Consider the following 3,398-nt stretch of genomic DNA (forward strand, 5'->3'; position numbering starts at 1 on the left):
CATACTATATTCCCAAACGCCCAACAAAAAACAATGTTAAAAAATGGGCTTTTGAAGCTTCTAGCGTAGTTCACCAAGTATTAACCTTAAATCCTGAAAAACGTAATGAAATTGTTTCAACAGGATTAAAAAATGTAGAGCGTTTTGAACAGGAAAAAATGATAGTACAACTAGACAAACTCTACAAACAAATAATATCTCAACCTTAGCAAGAGATACTCATATTAAGTTATAATCCGCATTATTATTTTATGACCAAAGTATTAAACGTTATCACTAGTATGGACCCCATATATGGCGGTATGTGCCAGGGTATTAGAAATAGTATAGGCTACATAGACTCTATTGAAATTGATAGTGATGTGGTCTGCTTGGATGAACCAGATGCAGAATATCTTGGAAACGATAATTTCAAAATTATAGCATTGGGTGGAAAAACCTCTTCTTGGGCCTATTCAAAACATCTTTTACCATGGTTAAATAAGAACATATCAAAATACCAAGCTATTATTGTACATGGACTATGGCAATACAATGGTTATGCGGTCAGAAAAGCTTTGAACCAAGTAAGAGGTAAAGGTGAGAATACTCCAAAATTGTTTATGATGACCCATGGCATGATGGATCCTTATTTTCAAAAAGCTCCTGAACGTAAACTTAAGGCCATCCGCAATATACTATTCTGGAAAGTTATAGAAAAAAAAATAATGAATAGTGCAAACGGAATACTCTTTACCTGTGAAGAGGAGCTATTACTTGCCAGAAAAACATTTAAAGGGTATTCACCTAAAAAAGAAATGAATATTGGTTATGGTATTTTATCACCACCATCAAAAAACCTGACTGATATAGAATCCTTTAAAAAACGACATGATATACTACCCGATGAAGAATATTTTCTCTTTTTAAGTAGACTACATCACAAAAAAGGATTGTTTAATTTATTGAATGCATATTCAAAGGCCCTTATAGAAAAAATAAAGCTGCCTAAATTAATACTTGCCGGTCCTGGTATTGAAAGTGAATTTGGTCAAAAACTCTATAACTTGGTAGAGCATGATTCATTACTAAAACAACATGTTAAATTTATAGGAATGATATCGGGCTCAGAAAAATGGGCTTCATTTTATGGTGCAAAAGCTTTTATATTACCAAGTCATCAAGAAAATTTTGGTATTGCCGTTGTAGAAGCATTGGCATGTAAATGCCCTGTAATAATTTCTAACAAAGTAAATATTTGGCGAGAAATAGAAAAAGGTAATGGAGGCATTGTATCGGAAGATACAGAACAAGCTACATTCGAAGCCCTTAAAGAATACAGCTCATTATCAAATAGCAAATTAGCTAAAATTAAAGAAAATGCTTTCAAAGTATACTTAGACAATTTTACCATGGAAAAAACGTCTAGACAATATATTAAAGCCATTACAGATGCATCACACTAAATCTAAGGTTTCATTAAAGAATTTCGATGCTTCAATAGGACTAGACCGTGGCGCAAGTAAATTGAAAGAAATAATCTGGTATCTATTTAAAATAGTCTTTTTTCTATCGGCATTACCCTATCCCAGTAAGTTAAAAGTTGGCATATTAAAAATGTTCGGAGCCAAAATAGGAAAAGGAGTAGTTATTAAACCTAGAGTAAATATTCATTTTCCTTGGAAACTAATTATAGGCAATTATGTATGGGTAGGTGAAGAAGCATTTCTTTTAAATTTTGAACTATTACACATAGAGAATAATGTCTGTATATCTCAACGTAGTTTTTTATGTGGTGGAAATCATGATTATAGAAAACCATCTATGCCTTACAGAAACGGTCCTATCACATTAAAAGAAGGGTGTTGGGTAGGAGCCAATTGTTTTATTGCCCCGAATGTAACTATTGGCGCAAACACCGTAATAACAGCAGGTTCAATTGTCACTAAAAATGTTAAAGAAAATATTGTGACCAGTATTACATCGGGTAATTTTAGTAAGCCTCGTTGGGTTTAACCTTCCTTTTAAACGTTTGTATTTCTCTGATAAATACCAAAGAAAATAACTTTATCATTTTCACCAAGTAGTCACTCATATTTCTGGCGCATTCCTAAACCTGATTTAGGTTAACTAGATAGATATTAACTCTTTTAACATTTATCTATTCATCTAACCTTTAAGTATAAATAAACAACCAACTAAATAGTATTATTTTGAAAAAAAGAATCCTTTTAATAGGCTACAATTATTCTCCAGAACTAACGGGCATTGGCAAGTATAGTGGTGAAATGATGGAGTGGTTGTCAAAAAAGGGACATGAATGTTCCGTAATAACCAGCTATCCTTATTATCCGCAATGGAAAGTACAAGCACCTTATAACAAGAAAAAAAATAGGTATCTTAAAGAGAATATCTTAGTTGGAAAAAGCCAATCATTAATAAAAGTCTATAGATGTCCTATGTACGTTCCAAAAAAACCAACGGGACTTAAACGTATACTATCGGATGTTAGTTTTTTTATATCCGCATTGATATTACTTATTTATTTTTTATTCAAGAAAAAATTTGATTTAGTTATTTCTGTTGCCCCAACATTTCTTTCTGGTGTGTTAGGTGCTTTCTATAAAATACTTAAAAACACCAGACATGTACACCATGTGCAAGATTTACAGATAGAGGCTGCCTTAAAACTTGGAATGATAAAATCTAAATATCTTATAAACATACTGTTACATGTTGAATGCTTTATTTTCAGAAATTCTGATAGAATTAGCAGTATATCATTGAGTATGATTGATAAAATCGAAAAAAAATGTAAGAAAAAGGTATTCTATCTACCCAATTGGACCGATAATTCCTTGTTTTTTCCTATGGATAATAAAGCGGAATTAAAAAGAAAATTTGGATATAAGGAAGAAGACCAAATAATTGTGTATTCAGGGGCGATTGGAGAAAAGCAAGGTTTGGAAATTATACTTGATTCTGCTCAAGAATTTACACAAAATAATCATATTAAATTTTTAATATGTGGTTCAGGTCCATATCAATTAGTATTAAAAGAAAAAGCTAGTCAATTAAATTTACATAATATCTCTTTTTTGCCTTTACAGCCAAAAGAAGTATTTAATGATTTTCTAAACATGGTCGACATACATTTAGTCATACAAAAAGCAAATGCAAGTGATCTAATGATGCCTTCAAAACTTACTACCATTTTATCTGTAGGAGGCATAGCTTTAATTACAGCAACTGAAAACACCGATCTTTTTAGGTTGGTTGACTCACATAAAATGGGCCATTTAATACAGCCAGAAGATAAAAACGCATTGACTTCAGGAATTAATTATCTTATTTCAAATAAAAAATTATTCACTTTAAAGGAGAATGCGCATATATACGCCTCACAATTTTTATCCTTG

The 3,398-nt window shown here is 31.5% G+C and carries 4 protein-coding genes; all 4 read left to right on the plus strand.

Features of this window, described 5'->3' with window-relative positions; translation table 11 throughout:
• Nucleotides 1–209 (plus strand): hypothetical protein (locus tag ABJI11_RS10625; protein ID WP_348351945.1); only part of this gene is annotated, 209 nt, incomplete at its 5' end.
• A gap of 42 nt (nt 210–251) precedes the next feature.
• Nucleotides 252–1,445 carry a glycosyltransferase gene (locus ABJI11_RS10630; protein ID WP_348351947.1) on the plus strand — a complete coding sequence of 398 codons (1,194 nt, stop codon included), beginning with the start codon at nt 252–254 and terminating at the stop codon, nt 1,443–1,445.
• Nucleotides 1,432–1,995 carry a WcaF family extracellular polysaccharide biosynthesis acetyltransferase gene (locus ABJI11_RS10635; RefSeq protein ID WP_348351949.1) on the plus strand — a complete coding sequence of 188 codons (564 nt, stop codon included), beginning with the start codon at nt 1,432–1,434 and terminating at the stop codon, nt 1,993–1,995. The genes ABJI11_RS10630 and ABJI11_RS10635 overlap by 14 nt, the downstream gene beginning before the upstream one ends.
• A gap of 197 nt (nt 1,996–2,192) precedes the next feature.
• On the plus strand, nt 2,193–3,398 hold a 1,206-nt coding region (locus ABJI11_RS10640), incomplete at its 3' end, for a WcaI family glycosyltransferase (RefSeq protein ID WP_348351951.1).

Origin of the sequence: Maribacter sp., from assembly GCF_039968975.1 — a bacterium.
Lineage (GTDB): Bacteria > Bacteroidota > Bacteroidia > Flavobacteriales > Flavobacteriaceae > Maribacter.